This is a genomic window from Phaeodactylibacter sp., from assembly GCF_040219495.1.
Classification (GTDB): domain Bacteria; phylum Bacteroidota; class Bacteroidia; order Chitinophagales; family Saprospiraceae; genus Phaeodactylibacter.
The window spans coordinates 1-22662 of sequence record NZ_JAVJSK010000024.1 but is presented as its reverse complement, the minus strand read 5'-3'; the positions used below and the strand labels follow the sequence as shown (position 1 = coordinate 22662).

Sequence of the window (22662 nt, the reverse complement as noted above, 5' to 3'; positions counted from 1 at the left end):
ATCTAAGAGCGTGTTGGGACTTTTGTCTTCTAGTCGAAAACTAACAATTTTTTGGTTAGACGAGGCACGAAAACCGGAGTTTAGCCTTAGCTAAATGAGGATTTTCGGGACGAAGTATAAGCAAAAAAGTGTAGTTTGCAGACCGATTACTAAAGTCCCAACACGCTCTAAAGTACGAAACAACTACAGATGGGCTTGAGCGTCATAAAGGTCAGGCCTTACTGTTGCAATGCCATCCAAGTTCTTTAATTTACGCTCAAGAACCCTGTCCATGCTAGCAACATCTAAAATCACCATTAGCCGCAAAGCTCTAAAGAGCAATTACCGATTCATTCGGGAGCAAATCGGAGGCGACGCGAAGATCTCCTGGGTCGTTAAAGGCAATGCCTACGGGCATGGTATTGAGGTTTTCATTCCTATGGCAGAAGCCTGCGGTGCCGATCATTTCAGTGTTTTTGATGCCAGTGAAGCCTACCGGGTCAAAAAAAGCCTCATAAACCAGCAGGCACCGATCATGATCATGGGCATGGTGGAGGATCAGCATCTGGAGTGGGCGATTGAAAATGATATTGAATTTTATGTCTTTGAGCCCGAGCGGCTGGCAGCAGCGGTCCAAGCTGCCAAAAAGGTAGGAAAGAAAGCCAAGGTGCATGTGGAAGCAGAAACGGGTATGAATCGTATTGGTTATGAAGCCCACGAACTGGAAGGCGTGGCCGAGCAGCTGAAGCACCATCCCGACGCCCTGCAATTCCAGGGGCTTTGCACACACTTTGCAGGTGCAGAAAGTATTGCCAATTACGTCCGGGTCACCCAACAGCGGAAAACCTACAAGCGTATTCTGAACTGGTTTGCTAACCAGGGGCTACAGCCACGCATCAAACATATCGCCTGCTCTGCAGCAGCTATGCGCTACCCTCCTACCCGATTGGATATGGTCCGTATCGGTATTTTACAGTATGGTTTTTGGCCCAGCCGGGAGACCCTGATCGAACATAACAGTAAAGTGAACCGGCAGGACAATCCACTTGAACGCCTCATCTCCTGGAAAAGCCAGGTCATGGACACCAAGACCGTCAAAACCGGAGAATACGTAGGCTACGGTACTTCCTATATGGCCACACAGGAGATGAAAGTGGCTACCATCCCGATAGGCTATGGGCACGGCTTTGCGCGCTCCCTGAGCAATGCCGGCCGGGTGCTGATTCATGGCAAAAGAGTAGGAGTCATCGGCACGGTGAACATGAATGCTATAACGGTCGATATATCACCGGTTGAGGGTGTGAAGCGGGGCGACGAGGTCGTGATCATTGGCAACCAAGGTGACCTGGAGCTCTCCGTTTCTGCATTTGGGGAGTTCTCACAGCAGGTCAACTATGAGCTGCTGACCCGTTTGCCGATGGATATCCCCCGGGAAGTGGTAGATTAAGAAGGTGTAATTAAACCTAGCAAGCATACGTTTGTTTAATAATTCCATTTGATAGCAAGCAATTTTTAATCAAGCCTTATTATAATCGAAGCTTCCTACTACTATATCTACTCTGTTTTTCCTTTCGCGGGAATACGCATCCTTTGTCATTATTAGAAATACGGCTTTAACCGTAAGCAGCTTTGCCTGCCGTTAAAGCCACTCACTTTTCTTTATATTATAACTTTTACCAAAGCAACATGGCTTACCTTACACTTAATAAAAGTCACCTCCGGCACAACTACGAATATCTTGACAACATATTCAAAAAGCATAATATTGATTGGGCAATCGTAACCAAACTGCTCTGCGGCAACGAGGACTTTTTGAGAGAAGTGGTCAACCTCGGCATCAAGGAAGTCTGCGACAGCCGGATTTTCAACCTCGCCAAAATCAAAAAGGTCGCGCCTGATATGCAAACGGTGTACATCAAGCCGCCGGCCATGGGTGAGGTAGAGGATGTTATCCGTTATGCTGATGTGAGCTTTAATACAGAAAGCGCTACCATTAAGCGGCTTTCTGAAGAAGCACAACGACAAGGTAAGGTGCACCGGGTAACGATCATGATTGAGCTCGGGGACCTGCGGGAAGGCATCATGGGTGAAAACCTCATTGAGTTTTATGAGAAAATCTTCAAACTCCCTAATATCGAAATCGTAGCCATCGGTTCTAACCTCAACTGCCTGCATGGTGTCATGCCCTCTGAGGACAAACTGATTCAGCTTAGCCTCTACAAACAGCTTGTGGAAGCGAGGTTCAATAAAAAAATACAGTGGATTACCGGAGGGACGTCAGTCGTTCTGCCTTTATTGTTCCGGCAGCAAATCCCGTCCGGTATCAACCACTTCCGGATCGGAGAAACGCTTTACTTTGGCGTAGACCTCTTCGAAGAGAAACCCATCAAAGCTATGAAGCCGGATGTACTCCGGCTTTTCACGCAAATCATTGAGATCACCAAGAAGCCGAAAGTGCCGATAGGGCAGTTGGCAGCGAACCCTTCCGGGGATGTATTTGAAGTCAATGAAGAAGATTACGGCAAGGAGTCTTACCGGGCGATTCTTGACATTGGTACGCTTGACATCTCAGTGGACTATCTCATACCGGATGATGAGGACATCAAAATTGTCAATGCCAGCTCGGATATGCTGGTCGTGGACCTGGGCGACAAGAGCCCGAACTACAAGGTTGGTGATGATATTTCCTTCCAGCTCAAGTATATGGGTGCGCTCAGCCTGCTCAATTCTGACTACATAGAGAAGCGGGTGATCGAGTAGCCCTCTGCCTATGAGGCATAAGCAATATGAAAAAGTGCGTCCCCCTGATTAACCACGGCTGCATTACTGTGACCGATAATGAAGCCGTTATGTGAAGCTTTGACCTCTTTGCACTCCTTGCTTCCGTAGGGGTCGTTGATCCAACCGAGCACTTCGCCTTTTTCCACCTGAGTGCCTGAAGACTTTTCCCAGAGGAACAGCCCCGCTTTAGGAGACCGCACCCAACTCTGATGGCTGAAATGCTGACGCAGATAAGGCTGGCCTTCGGATGGGCCAGGGACCATTTCGAGGTAGCTCAACAACCGGTTCAGTCCCGCCAGTCCGTATTCGATAGATGCTGCATCATACCGCTGACTCTCTCCCCCCTCAAAGATAAGAGCGGGCTTCCCCTGCTCCAGGGCTATTTTCCGAAAGGACTTCGGAATGGGGGCTTTGGCTACGCTAAATGGTGCCCCAAATACTTTTGCCAATTCCTGGCTGCGCTCATCTCCTTTACTGTAGCGAACCTGCGGATAATTGTACAAGTTACCGCCACCGGTATGGTAATCGATGATCAGGTCTATACTCGGCAGGACTTTTTTGGCCAGGGCATGGGCAAGGCGGGAAGCAAGAGAGCCACGGCTGCTGCCCGGAAAGGAACGGTTGATGTCTTTACCATCCGGTACTTCCCGCGACCGGTTAACAAAACCGTAAACATTGACCAATGGAATTGCAACGATGCTCCCCTTTTGCAGCTCTTTGAAGCGCCCAAGCTCCAAAGCACGCCGAACGATTTCCACGCCGTTGATCTCATCTCCGTGAATACCCGCCATCACGAGCAGGGATGGGCCGGGGGTGACTGCACGAAAAACATGGGCCTCAATCCGGATTGGGTTGCCCGATGGCAGTTGCCCAACGGGAATTTTGACCACCTCGTCTTCTCCACGCTCAATGCTGGATTTGTGTATTTCAAAAGGCAGGGAGTCGCTCATAATCCAGGTTTATTGCACCAAAGCTTTTTCTATAAATTCGATAATACGGTTAGCCACATTAATACCACTTACGGTTTCTATACCCTCAAGGCCGGGAGAGGCATTTACCTCCATAATCAGCGGGCCCTGGTCGGAGCGCAGAAAGTCTACGCCTCCAATGTGCAGGCCCATAATCTGCACCACTTTCACTGCCAATTCTTTTTCTTCATGGGTGAGCTGTACTTTGCGTGCCGAACCGCCCCGGTGCAAATTAGACCGGAATTCGCCGGGCCGGGCCTGCCGTTCCATAGCTGCAACTACCCGATTGTTGACCACCAGTACCCGAATATCTTTGCCTTTGGCCTCCCGGATAAACTCCTGTAGCATCACCCGTTTGTTGAGGCGCTGAAAGGCCTCGACGGTTGACTCTACGGCGCGGAAGGACTCTGCCAGGATCACACCGATCCCATGGGTGCCTTCCAGCAGCTTCACCACAACGGGCAGCCCGCCCAGGTTACTGACCGCCACCTGCATATTTTGGCCAGAAGCCATAAAAACGGTTTTTGGAATTTGCACCCCATGTTGCGCCAGGCGATGCAAACACCTGAGCTTGTCTCTCGCCTCCACCAGGGCATTGGCATTAGCAGCCACAAAGACATTCATATTCTCAAACTGGCTGATCACCGAAGCGCCAATGGAGGTCACCGAGGCCCCGATACGCGGAATCACTGCATCAAACCGCTCCAGCCGGTACCCCTGGTAAAGGATACGCGGCCGGTCGCGCTCCAACACTAAGGAACAGCGCGTGTGGTCAATAACGTGCATTTCGTGCCCGCGCTTAACCCCCGCCCGTATCAGGCTTTGGGTGGAATACAGCTGCGGGCCCCTCGAAAGAATGGCGATTTTCATAATTCCGAATGGTTATTCGTAATTTACGCTGTAATCAAAGGTAATCTAATTTTCCTCACTCTCACCACACCTCATGGCTTCATCTCCTACTGATTTCCCGATCAACGACAAACGCATCATCAATGGCTGGGCACTTTTTGACTGGGCCAACTCGGCGTTTGCCCTTGTCATCACGGCTGCCATCTTCCCAGCTTACTATGTAGCGGTGACGGATGATGTGATCAACGTGATGGGCCTTGAATTGTCAAATAGCTCGCTATACACTTTTGCCATTTCAGCATCTTACTTCGTTATCGCACTTTTCTCACCGTTGCTGTCCGGAATAGCTGACTACGGCGGGCGGCGCAAGTTTTTCCTGAAGTTCTTTACCATATTGGGAGCTACCGCCTGCCTGACTCTTTTCTTTTTCAAAGGTATGGAACAGGTAGAACTTGGCACGATCAGTTTTATGTTATCCATGATTGGTTTTGCAGGCGGGCTGGTATTTTACAATGCCTTCCTGCCGGTAATCGTTACCGAAGACCTCTACGACCGGGTCAGTGCCCGTGGGTTTTCATTTGGTTATATTGGAAGTGTTGTGCTGTTGGTGATCAACCTTGTGATGATTCAGTTTTGGGAGGCCATTGGGTTCCCGGACCAGGGTACAGCTACCCGTTATGCTTTTCTGACAGTAGGGCTCTGGTGGATAGGTTTTGCCATCATCCCTTTCCGGCGGCTACCATCTGATGCCCGGCAGAAGGCTTCTCCTGAAATGCTGAGCAAAGGGTTTGAGGAGCTCAAAAAGGTCTGGAAAGACATTAAGCAGGAACGCAATATCCGGTCTTTTCTGTTCTCCTTTTTTTTCTACAGCGCCGGGGTCCAAACCGTGCTCTTCCTGGCCAGCACCTTTGCGAGCAAGGAGCTCAACTTTGGGACCTCCGAGTTGATCCTCACGATTTTATTGTTGCAGATTGTGGCCATTCTCGGGGCTTATACTTTTGCACGCTTGTCGGAATGGAAAGGTAATAAAGTGTCCCTTATCACGATGCTTTTGATTTGGATGACAATTTGTGTTGTCGGCTATCTGGTGCAGGAGAAAACTCAATTCTACGGTGTTGCGGCGTCGGTAGGGCTGGTCATGGGCGGCATACAGTCGCTGTCGCGCTCCACCTACTCCAAATTACTCCCTGTGGGCACAGCCGATACCACCTCCTACTTTAGCTTCTACGATGTACTGGAAAAGGTGGCTATTATTATCGGGACCTTTACCTTTGGCTTTATAGAGCAAATCACAGGCAGTATGCGCCTGAGCATGCTGGTACTGAGTGGTTTCTTTTTGGTTGGGCTCCTTTTGTTGCTCAACGTTCGGATCAGGCGCACTGCAGCTGCCGGAGAAAAATAAGCCTGGCAGCCTGTCTGTATACGCTCTTATAGTCTGACAAGCCTCTGAGTATTTGGCTCTCCCCCTTCACCTTCAGTCCTAAAAAGCCCCGCCCGGCACGCTACAGGAGCGGCCGGGCGGGGCTACAATCTATTTAAGTCGATGGAAGCACTGAGCTAAACCCAGCACAACCAACTAGAATTTACCGAATCACAACAGACTGCGTGAACTGCGCCTGTCCGTCAACCACCTGCAGCATGTAAGTGCCGGCAGCGAGGTTACGTACGTCCAGCTCGATGTTGTCGCTCTGCAGTTGACCAAGGTCACGGCTCAGTACCACCTGACCCAATGCATTGACCAGACGGATGTTCAGGCGGTTAGCCATTTCTGGCAGATCTACCTGTACATTCAGTACGTCCTTAGCAGGGTTAGGGAATACAGATACGCCTTGCTCAAGCGCTACCTCGTCAACATCTACGATATTACAAGTCACACAGTAGCCGAAGCATACCGGATCCAATGGAATATTCATGGTACCTACCTCCACGAAGCGGTCGTTGAAATCACCGGTAGTACAGTTGTCACCAAGGCTGGTATCAATGTTCTCCCAGCCGTCAGGGCCGTTCTTGAACTTGTACGTTGCGGTAGAGTTCTCTGGGATCTGTACCGTCACAGTGTAGATGTTGTCACCGTCCACATCCGTCATTTCAACGTTGTTGAAGTCACTGAAGGAACCCGCTACAAATACACCTTCTGCGCTCAATTCACCAGCATCAACCAGAATAGATACGTCTACAGCCATTTGTACGTTGACAGTTGGCGGGCTGTAGTTCAGTTCCCAGTCGAAGGCATCAGCAGTGTACAGGTCAATCCACTCAATAAAGTAGGTGGTGCCTGCAGTTACTTCAAATTCCTCGACCAAAGAACCAACAATACAGTCATCATCGCTCTCTGCAACCACTTCAAGCGTACCGACATGGTCGCAAGTACCAGTATAAACGAAGAGGTAAGTATCAGCACCATCATCACAAGAAGAGATAGTCATCAGACCATCACTTTCTGGTGTAAAGGAGTACCATGCAGCACCAGCGTACTGCTGTGGAGCAAACACCGCGGATGCAGAGTTGGTAGAAGCACCTAATGCCCCACCAGCTACACTAGCTTCACCGAATGCATCAGTAGTATAAGAACCAGGAGTAACCGCCAGTGCAGAAGCGCAGAAGTTTATCTCTGGCAAAGCACCTGCTGTAAAGGTCAGTTCCCAGTCAAAGCCAAGCTCATCCCAGTAATCGTCCCATACAATGTAGTAGGTCTCCCCGGCAGTAACCGGAGCTTCGGCCAAACTTGCGTAAGGGTCACCAGTGCTCATATCGCAACGGTCATCATTAGTACCCAAAAGAACAAGGTCACCACAATCCCCGCCCATGATGTAGGTACGGGTATCAGCAGGGGCACCACAGGAGCTTACGTTGATATAGCCATCCTCTGTAGGAGTATAAGCGTACCAGCGGGACTGAAGGCCTGAGTCATCGTCGGTATCATAGAAAATTCCGCCACCGAAGCAGTCCAGATCACCAGCTGTAATTACACCAGGCTCTACAGCCGTAGCCGTCTGGCAGTATAATTCTTCTGCGGGCTCAGGAAGCTGAGCAACCAGGAAGTCATCTACATACCAAAAATCAGCCTCATTAGGCCTTGGGTAGTAGTTCACGGAGCCGATCGACTGCAAGTTTCCGGCACTGCTGGCATCAAAGTTCAATGGCCAGCTGGATACCCATCTTCCGTTAATATGCACGCGAATGAGGTCGTTGTCGATATCAATCACCTGTACTATTGGGAACCATTCATCTACCGGGTAGGTGAAGCCGGCACGAGCAGCAACATCACCAGCAAAGAGTTCGCCGGTACCGTCACCATTGAAGAACACTTCAACGGCCCATTCTACAGCCGGTGTAGCATCCTTCTGGAAATTATAATAGGCTGTAGAGCCGCCGGGTATATACATGTTCCAGCTGACAAGGTAGTGACCAGTAGTCAACGTTTGACCAGTCAGCAGGTAGACCGGGTCTACGTCCGTACCGTCACCAGTAATAAGGTGAGAGTTGGAACCACTTGCCGCCTGATCAGAGCTTACATCACCGAGGATAATACCGGCAGCAGGCCATGGGATGATGAAGTTGTTCACAGGTGGTTCGCCCACCGTCTGCGCCTCAAAGTCTTCCAACCAGATTACTGTAGGCTCATCGCAAGTTGCCACTTCAAGTGGGCAAGCCTCGCAAGAAGCAAAGCAAACCGCGTCTACGCTGAATGGGTTAATAGAGTTGTTGATCAATGGACGTACGTTGAAGCCAAAGCCGCTGGGCACGCCACAGGAGTCAGCTACCACTTCAACGTTAGCAGGGTCTACACCACCGTTAACGAAAGCATAGCCGACTGTATCCAAGGTCGTTACGTCTACCGTTGCACTGTAAATACCGTCGCCATCGTCGTCAGACATCGGTACGATACCTACATCAGCAACATCAGTAACGCCAGGACCAGCAATGACCATGTTTACGCCGTCAGCTGAAACGGTCTCATTCTGCATGTCTACGTTGAAGGTTACGCCTACATCAGGTAGTACACCCTGTGTCAGCGTAAAATCAAATCCATCAGAAGAACCGGCATTATCCCAAATGATGTAGTATTCACCTCCCTCAAGTACAAGAAGGTCAATTACTGATCCGTCATTGTCAGGACAGTTGCCAGCTGCGAAAGCAGAAATAACAAGGTCACCTGCACAACCTAATGGGTGGACCGTTACAATAGCACGCGTTGCCGTTGGGCTGTCGCAAGAGCTGATGTTCAGTACACCATCGGCAGGAGCGGTATATTTGTACCACAGCTCGCCGGTAGCATTCGTGAAGGTATTACCATTGGTCGGGATAGAATCCACGGTGTACGTGCCTTCTGTAACGTCAATGGCTGTTCCAAAAGACCAACCAGCAGGTGGTATACCCGGCTGCGTGTAAGAAACGGAAACGCCAGTCTCCATACGGAGCGTTTGGCAATCGTTGTAGCTCAGCATTACGGTTGGAATCATTGCCAGGCAACCATCAGAACCGCCCAGTGCGATCACCGAATCCGGATTTGCCTGATCGTTGTTGCAGATGATCACACCTATGGCACCAGCAGCCTGGGCACTTAGTGTCTTGGCTGTAAATCCGCAAGCACCACGGTCAATGAGTGCTACCGTACCAGAAAGATCATCGGTAATTTCTACACAAGCGGTGGTTTCACCACTAGCATCTGTAACTTGAGTAACAGGACCTGAAAAGTCTGCGCCAAACTGTGGCCCATAGCCAGCAAGTCCCACATTGTACTCACCAGCAATACTTGCCGGTGCATCTACAGTAAACGTCTGTGCCTGCACGTAGGTCATCGCAAATGCCATAACCGCTACCAGTGCGAGCAGCTTGTTCATGTAAGTTTTTTTCATACGAAACGTATTGAATTGAGTGAATAAAATAAAAAATTAACAATCGGTTGGGCGATGAAGGCAACAGGCAGCATCACCTGTATGACCTCGTCGCTTATCTTTAATGGAGCGCCGGGCAAACCGGCACCCCTGTTTTATCATTTGATCAGTACAGCCTGTGTTGCCTGCCGGTCTCCCACGAGCACCCGCAGCTGATAAGTGCCTGCCGGTAAATTATGAACAGGCAGCTGAAGATTATTTTCTCCTTTGCCCAACTGTTGTTCAATGACCGGCTGCCCGAGCATATTAAGCAGACTAACTTTCATATTGCCCCGGTCAGAGGCCTGCTCAAAGCGTACATTCAGCATTTCTGATGCCGGGTTGGGGAAGACCGTAAAGCTTTGCTGCAAAGCCGGGTCAGTCTCTACCCCTACAAATGCGTCAAAACCAAGCTCCCAAATGTACAATTCATCGGTTGGGCCACTCATCCAGCGGTCAATCCATTCGATGTAGTAGGTTTCCCCGGCTGTTACTTCGATACTGTCCAGGCTGGAAGTCAACAATCCTTCTCCGCAACCATTGTCATTCTGAGCTACGAGGTTGAGCCCCTCGAAGGTAGAACAGTCACCGGTGTACACAAAGAAGTGGGTGTCACTAGCTGCAAAATCACAAGCCGAAATGCTCATGTAGCCATCGGTATCGGGCGTAAACTGATACCACTTGGATTGGGCGTAGTTAGTGGTGGAACCGCTTGTGTTATTGATGTTTGGCCCGGCTACGGCTGATTCGCCATTGATGCCACTCACTTCGTGCTCGCCGGGCTCAATGTCTTCAGCTGATTCACAAAACTGCCCTTCAGCAGGAGCTTCTTCTACCAAAGCCAGTTCGAAGCCAAAGCCTTGGGTAGACCACGCATCATCAAACATGATATAGTAGGTATCACCGGCTGTAACCACGGCTTCCCGGTAGGAAGCGTAGTCATCGTCGTCTCCTGTATCGCAGCGGTCATCATTGACGCCTACGATACCAATATCTTCGCAAGTCCCTTTGAAAATCCAGAGCCGGGTATCCACACCGCCTCCGCAACTTGATACAGACATAATACCGTCTGCGTTAGGCGTGTACTCATACCAGTAAGCCCGAAGGCCACTACTGCCATTCCCACCCTGATCATAGCTGCCGCCGTAGCATTCGAGCTCGGGAACGACATAAAAGCCAGGTGCATCAAGTACCTCTGCGGTGTAGCAATACTGCCCTCCTCCCGCTGCAGGAATTTCCAACAGGCTGATGTCATCCAGATAATAGGAATGCCCTGTGTTCTGTGGATAGAAATTGATGCTGTGCATCTGATTCGATTCCGTGCTGCCACTACTGAAAGGCCAGGTGTCTACCGTCTTTTCATTCACGACCAGACGGGCATAGTCGCTATCAATATCTATAAACAGATATACCGGGAACCATACGTCTGAAGGATAGGTAAAGGAAGCATCGTCGCTGCCATCGTACTTTTCCAGAGTACCAGTGCCGCCTTCAAAGTTCACATCAAAGGCCCAGAAACCTTCAGTATCAGTAGGGGCTTCATGCTGCAGGTTGAAATAGGCGCTTGTGCTGTCGTACACAAACATAGACCAGCTTAGCACAAAGTGCCCGCTTTCCTGGCCACCGAGCAGCAGTAGTGCATCTTGCCCACTGATATTTCCATCAATCTTAATTGAGTTCCCTCCGGAATTAGCCTGCTCTGTAGAAACCTCGGCCCCTACAGTGGACCCGGGCCAGGTTGCCCAGTCCTCCGACTGAAAAGTGATATCCCCGGCGGCGTAATTCTCCAGGTCATCGCTTAGCAGAACGTCTGGCTCATCGCAGGAAATTTGCGCATGTACCGCAATGTTTAAAATACTGAAACTGAATAAGACGAGAAGTGTGTAGCGTTTTTTCATACTAATGTTTGTACTTTTTTATGCCATTTGCCTATCAGGCTGACAAAATAATCGGTTAATTTCTAGTTCTCGAAGGCGGGTTGTCCAAAGGACAGCCATTTCTGGTCGCTCACTGAAGACGTAATGACCCGATCGATGAATTGCATCCCCCGGACCCCATCCGCTACGGTAGGAAAATCATGGTAAATGGCCTCTGCCTTCTGCCCGGAAAGTTTGGCGCGCAGGCAGTGCGCAAAGTTTCGGTAAATATTCGCGAAAGCTTCCAGGTAGCCTTCCGGATGCCCCGCAGGGATTCGGGCGGCTGCCTGAGCCGTTGGGGCTAAGTCCCCTACGCCGGTACGGAGCAACTGTTCGGGCTGATCCAACCAGCGGACTTTAAGATCGTTGGGGTACATTTGGTGCCATTCCAAACCGCCTTTTTCTCCATAAACCCGGATGTGGAGTGCGTTTTCTTCCCCGGCTGCCACCTGAGTAGCGTAAAGGATACCGCGGGCACCATTATCAAACCTGAGCAGGACACTTCCGTCATCATCCAATTGACGGCCCTCTACGAAGGTGTGCAAATCGGCGCACAACTCTTTGATTTTTAGTCCGGTAATATACTCTGCCAGGTTTTCAGCGTGGGTGCCAATATCCCCCATCGCACCGGCTGCACCGGAACGCTTGGGATCGGTACGCCAGGCAGCCTGCTTTTGGTCGGTGGCTTCCAGGCGGGTAGATAGCCACCCCTGCGGATAGGCAACAATCACTTTACGGATGCTCCCAAAATCACCGTTGCGGACCATCGCCCGCGCCTGTTTGACCATGGGGTAGCCTGTATAATTATGCGTCAATGCAAAAAGCAGCCCGGTTTGCTCAACCAGCCGCTGCAATTCCAGCGCTTCCGATAAATTAAAGGAAAGGGGTTTGTCACAAACAACAGAAAACCCATTTTCCAGAGCCATCTTAGCGGGTGGAAAATGTACGTGGTTAGGTGTTACAATAGACACAAAATCCATACGCTCGCCTTCCGGTAGCGCCTTCTCCTTTGCTATCATTTGCTGGAAACTGCCATAAACCCGGTCGGGCGGCAGATAAAGATCAGCGCCGGAAGCTTTGGACTTTTCCGGATCGCTGCTAAAAGCTCCACATACCAATTCAATCTCACCATCCAGGGCAGCAGCCATTCTATGCACGACACCGATAAAGGCACCGCGACCGCCACCTACCATTCCCATACGGATTTTTCGGTTCATATAGATAGTCTGCTAATTATAATCTCCTCTAGTCGGGATTCCAAATCTAAGGTTTTGCCCGCTATATGACTATAATAATACACATATTTTTTCAAAAAGAATGAAATTTGACTGTGAAACTCCGCCAAAAAAAGGTACGAATACAAAGTATCTGCATGTTTAAGGCGACGCGCGATTAATTAAGTGTCGTGTTTGGCTAGGGTAGCGATTTTTTCTTTAGCCAGAGCCTGCCCTGCAGAAATGCGGGGCAGGCTCTGGCTAAACCACAGTCCGGCTCCAGCTGTTTTCAAATTGACTTTAGCAATAATCCCGCTTCGTCAAGCTTTTGCTGTAGCGTAAAGGGATGCACATTCAAATCGATTACAAACCGGCACGACCACTCCATGTCAAAAACAATCGAATACCGCCTGAAAGAGGTTGACCATATTGCCGAAAGGCTGATTGCCGAGGCGGCTCCTGAACAGGTCATATGGACGTTCACGGGGCAAATTGGCGCAGGCAAAACCACGCTGATCAAAGCCCTCTGCCGTATACTTGGCTCCCGGGAAGCGGTCAGCAGCCCTACTTTCTCATTGGTCAATGAGTACGAAGACCGGGAAGGGCAAACGTTTTTCCACATGGACCTGTACCGGCTCAACGACACAGAAGAAGCCCTTGATATCGGCATTGAAGAATACCTGGACAGCGGCCAACGCTGCCTGATCGAGTGGCCAGGCCTCATTGAGCACCTGCTCCCGGAGGATACTTTCCGAATTAAGCTCGAGATTGGGTCTGATTCCAGCCGGAAAATTATATTTTTGTAAGCTACCAGGAAAGCCAGCCTTTTATGAGCGATACGCAAAAGAAGAAGATCCCTATGCCGAAAGAGTTTACCGAGCAGCAGTTTGTACCGCAAACTGAAACGCTACAGGTGAGCAATAAACGCCGTAAACTCTTCATCGGGATTCCGAAGGAAATCACCATGCAGGAAAACCGGGTGGCGCTTGTCCCTTCTTCGGTCGCAACCCTTATTGCCCACGGCCACCGGATTGTGGTAGAATCAGGGGCCGGGGAAGAGTCGAGCTACTCCGACCACGACTACTCAGAGACGGGAGCTGATATTGCCTACAGTGCAGAGCAAGTGTATAAAGCGGATGTGATCATCAAGGTGGCGCCTCCAACCCAGGCAGAGATCGAGTTGATGCACCCCAATCAGATTCTGATTTCTCCGCTACAGCTCCCCATCATTAATGCGGACTACATCAACAAGTTGCGGCAAAAGCGGGTCATCGCTTTGGCCATGGAGTATATTAAAGACGAGTCGGACACGTTCCCTATCGTGCGTATCATGAGCGAAATGGCCGGTATCAGTGCTATGCTGACGGCTGCAGAGCTTATGGCAACAACCAGCGGCGGTAAGGGCGTACTGCTGGGTGGCATATCCGGCGTACCCAGTGCCAAAGTCGTCATCCTGGGGGCGGGTATCGTGGCGGAATATGCTACGCGTGCTGCACTGGGGCTGGGGGCAGAAGTCCGCATTTTTGACAACAATATCTATAAGCTTAAGCGCCTGCAAAATCAGGTGGGGCGGCCGCTGTACACCTCCGCCATCAACCCGCACTACCTGGAAGCAGAATTGATTTATGCCGATGTTGCGATCGGAGCCATGCACTCCAAATCGGGCCGTACGCCGATTGTCGTCAGCGAAGAAATGGTCATGAATATGAAGCCCGGGGCGGTCATCATTGATGTGAGTATTGATCAGGGTGGCTGCTTTGCCACTTCAGAAGTGACCACCTTTGAGCACCCTACTTTCTCCAAGCACGAGGTGATTCATTATTGTGTGCCGAATATCGCTTCCCGGGTATCCCGGACCGCATCCGTTGCAGTCAGCAATATCCTAACGCCTATTCTGCTCAAGGCAGGCAGTACCGGTAGTATTGAGCATTTGCTGTTCAACAACCACGGGCTGCGGCATGGCGTCTATACTTACAAAGGCTGCCTGACCAACAGCTACCTTGGGGAGCGCTTCGCTATCAAATCTACAGACCTTGACCTGTTGATTACGTCCAACCTATAGGAGCTTATTGGGATTTCACTCCAGGTACCGGGCTTGTACCCATCCTATGACTGCACCATAGGATACCATCCACCAATCTGATGTGGTGTATTCAATCACTTGTATTTCCTGGCCTTTAGATAAGCGGGCAATGGACTGGGTCTCCTGCCCATCTGTCAAACCTGCGACCATAGCTGTGGGCATTCGAAGGCGGGCTCTTCTTGGTGCCGGAGGTAGTGCGGTATTAGCTAAATGCCTTAAAACCCCTGGGTGCTCCGGTGCACCTACAGCGGTTGTAATGCCAATGGTCTCCACCGCTTCTGATGGTTGACTGGTCTGTATCAAACGTAGCCCCTGCACCTCTGACGCGGCCACGCCTGAAGCAGGAAGCACTTTTTCTTCAACACTTTCAAGCCTTATGTCTTCGGGTGGCGGAGGATAAGCAGCCACACGGACCGGCGTTTCAGCCTCGATGGGGCCGCCCAGCTCCTGATCCAACGCAGCTTCCTCAAATGCAAGAAACAGCGGCACGATCGGTGCTTCAGCAAACGCCGGAGGTGGTACAAAAGCCGTATCGCCCCATTCGAGGAGTAATCCGTCGGGTTCAGGTTCAATGTCCATTGGTGCAACAGGTATTTCGGGCAGTGGGGGCGGCAAAGGTTTAGTGCTGGCGATGGCAGGCTTGTTCGCAACAGCAGGCACGATAAAATCCTGCTCCATTACGAGCCGGTCTCCGGCATTAGTGGCAGGGTGAACGGCATCGATACGCACCCGGTGTGGCGGGTGGTCTACCATCTGAATCAGCACCTCATGATCGTGGCCCACCTCGAGATACAGGTGGTAATCGGGGCCTGAGAAGCGACTCAGCCGTACTAGCTGACGTTGCCCCCCTGCGGTGATCTTATAAGCATCGAGGTGAAAAGGAAGCGCATCGGCTGCCGGTTGGCTGCTGATAATCTGCCCCTGTAGTCTGACGTACCGCCCCTGACTTTGAGCGGGTGACCAGGACAGGGTCAGGCCGATCGCTACTGTAGCGAGTTTTTGAATGGTTTTTCTCATAGTAAACCGGGATTATGAAGAGGTGAAACCAGACCGCCAACAAAACACTTGCAGCTTTAGGTTAGCGTATAGTTTACCCCGTTGGTATTGTGCATATTCCAGCTGTATTCAAAGGCTCAGCTGTTCGTTCTTTTTACGGTATTTAAAGGTGATATGTTGCGATCAGCAATACACTATCGGCTGCCCTACCACTCTTTAGCTTTGTAAGGATACCGGATCATATACTGCTCATGGACCATTTGTTGTAGTTTCATCTTTAACGCCCCAACATTTTCATTGGTCGCAGCCGAAATAAACATGCACTCCTGGTCAAACATGTAGTGGAGGTTGCCCAGCAGGCCCTCCTCAATCTCCCGTTTGCCTTCTTCGGTCAGCAAGTCATCGTAGTTTTGCTCCCGGTAAAGGTCAATTTTATTGAAAACCAGCAACGTTGGCTTGTCGAGCGCCCCCAGCTCTTTCAGGGTGCTATTGACCGTTCGGACGTGGTCTTCGTGCAGCGGATGGGCAACATCCACAACGTGCAGTAGGATATCACTCTCCCGCACCTCATCGAGGGTTGACTTAAAGCTTTCCACCAGGTGGTGAGGCAATTTACGAATAAAACCAACCGTATCCGAGAGCAGGAAAGGCATGCGGTCGATAACGACCTTCCGCACGGTGGTATCGAGGGTAGCAAACAGCTTATTCTCCGCGAATACTTCCGACTTGCTCAGCAGGTTCATCAGCGTTGACTTTCCAACGTTCGTATAGCCGACCAAAGCCACCCGGATCATACTCCCGCGCTGCTTGCGCTGCGTCATATTCTGCTGGTCGATCTTCTCCAGCTTCTTTTTGAGCAAGGAGATTTTATCACGCACAATACGGCGGTCAGTCTCAATCTCTTTCTCACCGGGCCCACGCATACCTATACCACCACGCTGCCGCTCCAGGTGCGTCCAGAGCCCCCGCAAGCGTGGCAGGAGGTACTGCAACTGCGCCAGTTCAACCTGAGTTTTTGCCTGGGCGGTCTGGGCTCGGCTGGCAAAAATATCCAGGATCAGGGTACTCCGGTCAATGATTTTGACTTTGAGGAACTCCTCGAGGATATTGACCTGTTTGCCCGACAAGTCGTCATCAAAAATGACCATGCTAATTTCCTCGCGGCCATCTATATACTCCTTAATCTCTTCGAGCTTACCCTTACCTACAAAAGTACGCTTGTCGGGGTGGTTCAGCTTTTGGATGAAGCGCTTGCGGGTCTTCGCACCTGCAGTCAGGGCGAGGAACTCCAGCTCATCAAGGTACTCTTTCACCTCTTCTTCGGTCTGTAATTGCTGGACAAGGCCCACCAAAATAGCGTACTCTTCATCCTGCTTTATGCCCTTCTTATCTTTTGTACCTACTGTCCAGTCGTGTGCCATAATATTTTATAGTGAATAACCTTTCTCCAGTGCGTTGATGCAGACCTTACTTAGAGCGTGTTGGGATATTCGGAACCGCAGCCTCAAGGGTCACCCGTCAACCCAGGGATTATAAATTTTGACCCGGTAAGCGGTAGCCCAAAAATCCAAAGAAGCTCTTAAATCAAACGTAATCTTTTGCCTATCGGTTCTCTAACCAGACTTCCGGGTTTAATTTCTGGGTGCCTTTCCAGATTTCAAAGTGCACCATACTATTATCTTCGTCCAGCCGCCCAATAGGCTGGCCCGGCCCGACCGCCTGCCCTTTTTCAACCAGGACTTCTTCAATACGGTAATACAGGGTGAAGAAATCGCCATGATTGACCAAAACTGCATTTTGGTAAACCGGCACAAAGGTAATGTGCGTCACTTCTCCTTCAAAGACGGGAAAGATGTCTGCTCCGTTCTGTGCCTGTATTTCTATGCCGTTGTTGGGCAGTTTCAGGCCGGTATCTTCCATGACGATGGCTTTACCAAAAGACTTGCTGATTTGCCCCGTCTGCACCGGCCAGGGCAACCGCCCCCGCTGACTATCAAAATTTCGGGAAAGCGTTGCTGCCGCTTCCACTTTATCACCTGTTGCTGCTGACGCGGTGGCCGTGGAACCGGTGGGTACCCGATCACGCGCTTCCCGCCGTTTGCGGGACATTTCGGCAACAATAATGTCCTCGATGGCCTGGTTGAGCCCTTCATGAGCGGCCTGTTGTTCCTCCAGGGTTCCCATTAACTGCTTTTCGCTGGTTTTCAGTTTCTTCAGCAGGCGGTTTTTCTCTCTGAATTCTGCCTGAAGCAGGTCAGTCTGTTGCTGTTGGGTGGCCAGCAGCCGTTGTTGCTCTACCCGGCGGGCTTCCAGTTGAGCGGTACGCTCACTGAGCATATCCTGGGTCTCGAGGATGTTGTAGGCCTGTTTTTTGCGGAACCGGTCGTATTGCCGGATGTACTGCCAGCGGCTAAAGGCATCATTAAAGCTTTCTGCGGAAAACAAAAACACCAGCATACTCTGACTGAGCTTATGCCGGTAAGCAACCCGCATGGTATGGACATACTCTTTTTTGAGCCGCTCAATATCCCCTTGTAATGCTGCCAGTACGACTTCAGATCTCCGGATACTTGCATCCACCTGCTTCAGCTCTTCTTCCAGGGTTTTGACCAGCTCCTGCCGGTTGCGGATTTGAGCTCGTAGTGCAATGTACTGCTCCAGGGTCGCCTCTTTGTCTTTTTGGGTATTATTAAGCGCCGTTTCGGTTGCTTTGATTTCCTGTAGCAACCGCTCGCGCTTGCGCTCCAGCTCTTCGCGGTTTTGCCCATTCAGCAGAACGGGCAAAAACAACAAAGCCAAAACCAGGCCCAACGCGCTACGCACGCAAGGGCCGAATGAAAAGGGGCTATTTGGACCGGGTATATCTTGGTGGGATATCAAATCTTATTGGTTTTGGGGCATTCAGTTCTATATTGCTGAATTGCAAGGTCACATTGGCCTGACCTGAATATTTGCTTTCCAGCATAAGGTTACGAATATAGGAAAATTTCTGCTGACCTTCCAGGTCTTCATACCCTTCCAGTAAAGCGCTCATTTCCTGATTATTACGCAGGTCTTTGAACGCTACTTTTTTTAATAAAAAGTCTTCTGTCCCCACCAGGTACTCTGCCGTCATATCGTTGCTTCCTCCCTTTAGACGGTAAGTGGGGCCCAAAGGCTCGATACCCAGCTCACTGCCGCCAAAAAAGATTGGGTTGCCAAGGATAAAGTCCTGTAATTCCGACAAGCTTCCCGCCGGTAGCCCGTAAGACTCGGCCAGGTACGCCAGCCCCTCAATGGTATACTCTTTATTAAAGCGGTCCATCACATAGACAGAATCCGGTGTTACCTGTACCCGCGCAATTTCAAAGCCCAGCTTCTTTACGCTCAGCCACAACAGGCTGTCTTTTTTCATTCTCAGCGTGGCGGAGGCAGACACCGACATGTCCTCATCCGCATAATCGATACGGAGGCGGCTTTCAAACCAATCGGGGGACAGCCGTTGCTTTTCCATGCGCTTGAGCAAACCCGAGGCGGTCATGCCTTTATCCGCCTCTCCCCGGGATTTCCGGACGGAGGAGCAGCTATTCAAAGTAAGGGCCGCCAATAGAAGGAGTACAAAGGAAGAATACTTCATAGTAGCTTTTGTTGATGAAAGAAAGCCAGCGTGTGGCTTTATAACTTGGAGGGAATTGCCTGCCCTGAAGACGGCGCGAAGGTAAGACTGGTTACTCTACCATTTTACGTTGTTCGATTTTTTGCTGCAGGGCAGAAGACCCGGCACCGGCTGCTTTGGCTTTTTTCCAGTGGTCAACCGCTTCTTCGGTTTTGCCCAACTGGTAGAGGGTATCCCCCAGGTACTCCAACACAACCGGGCTTTCGCTCGCCCCATTGCTAAGGGCACGCTGCAGCCAGGCGCGGGCTTCCTGATAGTCGCCCCGCTGATAAAGGACCCACCCCAGTTGCATCTGATACTCCGCCTGACCGGGCAGCAGCTCATTGGCTTTGCGGGCCATCTGTTCAGCATCCTTTAAGCGTTCCGGCCGCTGTGCCAAAGCATAGGCATACCGGGCAAGCGCCGGGGGTGCCATGTTGTCTGTAGCTAGTGCCTTGCCAAAAGTGGCATCCGCTTCTGCGTTGTCTCCCGCTTGCTGGTACAAGAGCCCCTGCAGGGACTGTATTAGTATAAGCGCACGGGTATTGCCCCCTGCCATGAAGGAGGCTTGTTGCAGCGTAGAGGTTGCAGCATCCGCGTTGTTTAAGTGATAGTCGGCCAGTCCGCTCATATAATACACAATCGGCTGATTGGGGTAATAGTCCATGGCTTGTTCGCTAAAGTCGCGAAGTGCTTTAAACTGATAGGTTTCCGCATAAATTTGCAGAACTTGCTCCCAAACCATGAAATTGGCATTGTCCAATGCTATGGTTTTCCGGTAGGAATCCAGGGCTTCTGTTTTTCGCCCGGAGTGATAGAGCAAGTCTCCTGATACTGCATAAGCTTTAGCACTATTAGGGTGTGCCTCTTTCAGGATGTCAGTCAGCTCAAGTAATGCATCAGCCAGGCTTTCATCACCGGTTTCTGCTACTTTTTGGACAAACGGAATCAGCTTGCCGATCTTCGCATCAAGATCGGTATCCGGGTCTGCAAAAGGCGCTTTCAAGGCATTGATATAGCGTATTTCATCACTTTCCTGCCCGGACTGCCCGGCCAGAGCCATTCTAGCTTTGCCGTTATCAGGATCGATGCTGAGGATGTCTTTGTAAACAGCCTGAGCCTTTTTGTCCTCTCCGATCTGTTCATAGAAGCCGGCGAGCAGGTGCCAGTACTCTACGTGATTGGGGTACGCTTCTATGAGGCGCATCAGTTCTTCGGCTGCTTTTCGGTCTTCCCGTTGCCCCAGGTATAAGGTATGCTTCCGGCGAATGATCTCCTCGGTGATGCCCACACGGTCCTCCAGTTCATCGTAGACTTTGAGGGCAGCCTTAATTTCATTGGCTTTGACCAAAAAGAAGGCCTGGCGCAGGTAGCTCTGTTCATCATAGGGCTCAAGCTCCACGACGTGCCCGTACGTCTCAGCGGCGGCTTTGTACTGCCCCGCCTGCTGTTGCAAATCAGCCAGGAATTTAAAATACCAGAGGTTGGAACGGTCCCATTCTGTGGCATCCTTGGCGTACCTCAGGCTTTTTTCGCTATCGCTTTTGGCTTCATAGATACGTGCCAACTCGAAGGCTGCTGTGGCGTTTTCACGGTCTTTGCGCAAAATACCTTCCAGCAACTTAATGGCCTCATCGTAGTTGCCAAGCAACTTTTCGCGACTGGCATCAATGAAGTTTTCCTGTATCTTAATCGCCTCTTCATCCACCCGCTCTTCCTGAGCGGAAAGACTGCAGGGCAGCCCAACCAAAAACAGGGCCATCAGCCCGGTAAAGCTGACCACTCCTGATGCGTATTTGATCCATTCTTGTCGGATTTCTTTCCTCATATATTTTGCTTACTTGTATTCGGAATAGTCGCCAATGCTGATTTCCGACTTATTCCCTTCGTATTCCACTTTGTTGCCCAGCATAGAATGGCTGAGGTTTGCGTGGCGTACGACCGTATCATTCTGTATGACCGCATCACTGATAACGGATTGTTCCACCTTTGAATTGTGGCCCAAAGATACATGCGGCCCAACTACGCTGTTGCGAATCACCACATTTTCTCCTATAAAACAGGGCGGAATGATGACTGCGTTATCGAGGGTGACGCTATCAGACACTAATTTTTCTTTGTCTTGCTTGAGCTGCAGCATCCGGCGGTTGGTGGCAACTACGTTGTCTTTGTTACCACAGTCCAGCCATTCCTCTATCTGAGCGGAGCGGAACTTAACCCCATCGCCCTTGAGCAGCTCCAGGGCAGTGGTAATCTGGAATTCCCCTTTATCACGGATGTCGTTATCCACCATATGCTGCAGGGTATCCCGCAGGCGTTCGCCATCCCGTACGTAGTATAGCCCCACAATAGCCAGGTCGGAGACAAAAGTCGGGGACTTCTCTACGAATTCTGTGATGATATTTTGCTCATCGGTTTTGACAACTCCGAAAGAAGAGGGGTCTTTCACCTTTTGCACCCAGATGATGCCGTCTTCCTTGGCGTCGAAGGAAAAGTTGGCGTTGAACAGCGTGTCCGCAAAAGCGACGATGCAATTCCCGCTAAGGCTCGGCTTGGCGCATAAAATAGCGTGGCCGGGCCCATGCGGAATATCCTGGGTGTAAATCGAGCATTTTGCACCGATATTGGCGGCAATTTGCTGGAGCTGGGCTTCGGCTTCGGTGCCAAAATCACCAATAACGAAGGCTACTTCTTCCACTTTTTCATCCAGCGCATCAGCCAGGTCTTCTACAATGCGTTGTACGATAGGCTTCCCGCTCACGGGTAAAAGCGGCTTTGGGATGGTCAGGGTGTGTGGGCGCAGGCGGGATCCGCGGCCTGCCATGGGAATGATAATCTTCATGATTAAGGGTTGGTTTAGTTCTTAAAGTTAGAGACATACCGGTATGTTTAGCAATCGTGCATATTGATTCCCGGTTATCCCTTTATTAAAGGTGTAGAAGAGGGGTATGGTTTGACGATCTCCTTCCTATTCTTTATTTAAATTAGCGGCGAGGTACAATATAAGGTACCCTGCAACGTCAGTTGTTGTAGTTTTCTTTCTTAAAAAGGTAGAACCGCTGGTTCGCTTTAAGGGAGTGCGAAACAATAACTTACTTACTTAGACTCGTTCTTTTGCACGCTAACTGCTTTAATCCCGCTTTTTGAATCAAAAAGCGGGACACCGTAGCTCCCACTATGGTTACGTTTTCTGCCTTGTTAGCGCACAAAATAACTTCGTCTATTAGAGTTTATTAAGGTAAGTTTTGTATAGGGTATGGATGAGTATTTTTTGCCAGATCAAAGAACGCCCGGAACCTCGTAGCCTAAGCTACGAAGGTGAGGACGAGATGCAGAGCTGGTGAAAAAGACCATTCAGAGACATA

Annotated in this window: 16 protein-coding genes; 5 read left to right on the top strand and 11 right to left on the bottom strand. The window is 50.5% G+C overall.

Annotation, left to right across the window (positions count from 1 at the left end; all coding sequences use genetic code 11):
- Positions 1-271: 271 nt before the first annotated feature.
- Together alr and RIC19_RS04145 are read left to right on the top strand one after the other, a co-directional pair.
- Positions 272-1426 (top strand): alanine racemase, encoded by a 1155-nt coding sequence (gene alr, locus RIC19_RS04150; protein WP_350177029.1) that lies wholly within the window; start codon positions 272-274, stop codon positions 1424-1426.
- Between the two features lie 239 nt (positions 1427-1665).
- The gene (locus RIC19_RS04145) at positions 1666-2739 is read left to right on the top strand and encodes an alanine racemase (RefSeq protein ID WP_350177028.1); all 1074 of its coding nucleotides are present in this window, start codon (positions 1666-1668) and stop codon (positions 2737-2739) included.
- An 8-nt stretch (positions 2740-2747) separates the two neighbouring features.
- On the opposite strand, the gene RIC19_RS04140 is transcribed toward RIC19_RS04145, so the two are convergent.
- Together RIC19_RS04140 and rimK are read right to left on the bottom strand one after the other, a co-directional pair.
- Complete coding sequence (locus RIC19_RS04140) at positions 2748-3710, bottom strand: succinylglutamate desuccinylase/aspartoacylase family protein (RefSeq protein ID WP_350177027.1); 963 nt, start codon at positions 3708-3710, stop codon at positions 2748-2750.
- 9 nt (positions 3711-3719) lie between these two features.
- Positions 3720-4598 (bottom strand): 30S ribosomal protein S6--L-glutamate ligase, encoded by an 879-nt coding sequence (gene rimK, locus RIC19_RS04135; protein WP_350177026.1) that lies wholly within the window; start codon positions 4596-4598, stop codon positions 3720-3722.
- A 73-nt stretch (positions 4599-4671) separates the two neighbouring features.
- Here rimK and RIC19_RS04130 point away from each other — a divergent pair, with 73 nt between their 5' ends.
- Positions 4672-5979: an MFS transporter gene (locus RIC19_RS04130; RefSeq protein WP_350177025.1), complete on the top strand. Its 1308-nt coding sequence runs from the start codon at positions 4672-4674 to the stop codon at positions 5977-5979.
- A 181-nt stretch (positions 5980-6160) separates the two neighbouring features.
- Here the strand turns inward: RIC19_RS04130 and RIC19_RS04125 are convergent, their stop codons facing one another.
- The 3 genes from RIC19_RS04125 to RIC19_RS04115 all read right to left on the bottom strand — a co-directional run bounded on the left by RIC19_RS04125 (position 6161) and on the right by RIC19_RS04115 (position 12587).
- A complete protein-coding gene (locus RIC19_RS04125) occupies positions 6161-9436 on the bottom strand; it encodes a T9SS type A sorting domain-containing protein (RefSeq protein ID WP_350177024.1) in 3276 nt (1091 codons plus the stop codon).
- 137 nt (positions 9437-9573) lie between these two features.
- A complete protein-coding gene (locus RIC19_RS04120; protein ID WP_350177023.1) occupies positions 9574-11352 on the bottom strand; it encodes a T9SS type A sorting domain-containing protein in 1779 nt (592 codons plus the stop codon).
- A gap of 62 nt (positions 11353-11414) precedes the next feature.
- The gene (locus RIC19_RS04115; RefSeq protein WP_350177022.1) at positions 11415-12587 is read right to left on the bottom strand and encodes a Gfo/Idh/MocA family protein; all 1173 of its coding nucleotides are present in this window, start codon (positions 12585-12587) and stop codon (positions 11415-11417) included.
- Between the two features lie 383 nt (positions 12588-12970).
- On the opposite strand from RIC19_RS04115, the gene tsaE reads away from it, so the two are divergent.
- Positions 12971-13390 (top strand): tRNA (adenosine(37)-N6)-threonylcarbamoyltransferase complex ATPase subunit type 1 TsaE, encoded by a 420-nt coding sequence (gene tsaE / locus RIC19_RS04110; protein WP_350177021.1) that lies wholly within the window; start codon positions 12971-12973, stop codon positions 13388-13390.
- A 23-nt stretch (positions 13391-13413) separates the two neighbouring features.
- The gene (locus RIC19_RS04105; RefSeq protein ID WP_350177020.1) at positions 13414-14646 is read left to right on the top strand and encodes an alanine dehydrogenase; all 1233 of its coding nucleotides are present in this window, start codon (positions 13414-13416) and stop codon (positions 14644-14646) included.
- A gap of 15 nt (positions 14647-14661) precedes the next feature.
- Here RIC19_RS04105 and RIC19_RS04100 read toward each other — a convergent pair whose 3' ends face one another.
- From RIC19_RS04100 to RIC19_RS04075, 6 genes are all read right to left on the bottom strand, one after another.
- The gene (locus tag RIC19_RS04100; protein WP_350177019.1) at positions 14662-15684 is read right to left on the bottom strand and encodes an SH3 domain-containing protein; all 1023 of its coding nucleotides are present in this window, start codon (positions 15682-15684) and stop codon (positions 14662-14664) included.
- 185 nt (positions 15685-15869) lie between these two features.
- Positions 15870-17084, bottom strand: coding sequence for a GTPase HflX (gene hflX, locus RIC19_RS04095; RefSeq protein WP_350177018.1), 1215 nt, complete (start codon positions 17082-17084; stop codon positions 15870-15872).
- Between the two features lie 181 nt (positions 17085-17265).
- A complete protein-coding gene (locus RIC19_RS04090; protein ID WP_350177017.1) occupies positions 17266-18543 on the bottom strand; it encodes a murein hydrolase activator EnvC family protein in 1278 nt (425 codons plus the stop codon).
- Positions 18509-19279 (bottom strand): lipoprotein insertase outer membrane protein LolB1, encoded by a 771-nt coding sequence (gene lolB1 / locus RIC19_RS04085; RefSeq protein ID WP_350177016.1) that lies wholly within the window; start codon positions 19277-19279, stop codon positions 18509-18511. Before lolB1 ends, RIC19_RS04090 begins: the two co-directional genes overlap by 35 nt.
- Before the next feature lie 91 nt (positions 19280-19370).
- Positions 19371-21125 carry a tetratricopeptide repeat protein gene (locus RIC19_RS04080; protein WP_350177015.1) on the bottom strand — a complete coding sequence of 585 codons (1755 nt, stop codon included), beginning with the start codon at positions 21123-21125 and terminating at the stop codon, positions 19371-19373.
- Between the two features lie 9 nt (positions 21126-21134).
- A complete protein-coding gene (locus tag RIC19_RS04075; protein ID WP_350177014.1) occupies positions 21135-22139 on the bottom strand; it encodes a sugar phosphate nucleotidyltransferase in 1005 nt (334 codons plus the stop codon).
- Positions 22140-22662: the final 523 nt, after the last annotated feature.

Excerpts from the sequence above, each read along its gene's own strand:
- RIC19_RS04140 (WP_350177027.1), bottom strand. The coding sequence starts at position 3,710 with ATGAGCGACTCCCTGCCTTTTGAAATACACAAATCCAGCATTGAGCGT.
- RIC19_RS04120 (WP_350177023.1), bottom strand. The coding sequence starts at position 11,352 with ATGAAAAAACGCTACACACTTCTCGTCTTATTCAGTTTCAGTATTTTA.
- tsaE (WP_350177021.1), top strand. The coding sequence starts at position 12,971 with ATGTCAAAAACAATCGAATACCGCCTGAAAGAGGTTGACCATATTGCC.
- RIC19_RS04145 (WP_350177028.1), top strand. The coding sequence starts at position 1,666 with ATGGCTTACCTTACACTTAATAAAAGTCACCTCCGGCACAACTACGAA.
- RIC19_RS04125 (WP_350177024.1), bottom strand. The coding sequence starts at position 9,436 with ATGAAAAAAACTTACATGAACAAGCTGCTCGCACTGGTAGCGGTTATG.
- RIC19_RS04080 (WP_350177015.1), bottom strand. The coding sequence starts at position 21,125 with ATGAGGAAAGAAATCCGACAAGAATGGATCAAATACGCATCAGGAGTG.
- lolB1 (WP_350177016.1), bottom strand. The coding sequence starts at position 19,279 with ATGAAGTATTCTTCCTTTGTACTCCTTCTATTGGCGGCCCTTACTTTG.
- rimK (WP_350177026.1), bottom strand. The coding sequence starts at position 4,598 with ATGAAAATCGCCATTCTTTCGAGGGGCCCGCAGCTGTATTCCACCCAA.
- RIC19_RS04075 (WP_350177014.1), bottom strand. The coding sequence starts at position 22,139 with ATGAAGATTATCATTCCCATGGCAGGCCGCGGATCCCGCCTGCGCCCA.
- RIC19_RS04130 (WP_350177025.1), top strand. The coding sequence starts at position 4,672 with ATGGCTTCATCTCCTACTGATTTCCCGATCAACGACAAACGCATCATC.
- RIC19_RS04105 (WP_350177020.1), top strand. The coding sequence starts at position 13,414 with ATGAGCGATACGCAAAAGAAGAAGATCCCTATGCCGAAAGAGTTTACC.
- hflX (WP_350177018.1), bottom strand. The coding sequence starts at position 17,084 with ATGGCACACGACTGGACAGTAGGTACAAAAGATAAGAAGGGCATAAAG.
- RIC19_RS04100 (WP_350177019.1), bottom strand. The coding sequence starts at position 15,684 with ATGAGAAAAACCATTCAAAAACTCGCTACAGTAGCGATCGGCCTGACC.
- RIC19_RS04115 (WP_350177022.1), bottom strand. The coding sequence starts at position 12,587 with ATGAACCGAAAAATCCGTATGGGAATGGTAGGTGGCGGTCGCGGTGCC.
- alr (WP_350177029.1), top strand. The coding sequence starts at position 272 with ATGCTAGCAACATCTAAAATCACCATTAGCCGCAAAGCTCTAAAGAGC.